The sequence below is a fragment of the Tamlana crocina genome (assembly GCF_012037625.1).
This window is the reverse complement of sequence record NZ_JAAVJS010000908.1, coordinates 1-278: the sequence shown is the minus strand read 5'-3', so window position 1 is coordinate 278 and position 278 is coordinate 1. Positions and strand designations below refer to the sequence as shown.

The window sequence follows — 278 nt, the reverse complement described above, 5'->3', positions numbered from 1 at the left end:
GAAGGGAAGCCATGCAAACATCCTGTACATCATTCAGAAATACAATGACTTCCACAAATAGCGCAGCAACCAATAACATGCCTGTCATTTTAAAAGATTTTCAGAAACACCTTAGCCTTCAATTGCCACAGCCTCTGGAGCAGTCCGGCGAAATTCGACATAAGGATTTCCGGATCAGGTATGTTTTGACAAAAGAGACTTCCGTAGAAACAGGGCTGGATTTAAAAAAATGAATATGTATAATGTATATTGTAGAAGTAGTATGAAACAAAAAAAGC

The 278-nt window shown here is 38.1% G+C and carries 1 protein-coding gene; it reads left to right on the top strand.

Annotation, left to right across the window (positions count from 1 at the left end):
- A partial coding sequence (locus HC176_RS19915; RefSeq protein ID WP_209309851.1) for a hypothetical protein occupies positions 1 to 233 on the top strand: 233 nt, incomplete at its 5' end.
- Between the last annotated feature and the right edge of the window lie 45 nt (positions 234 to 278).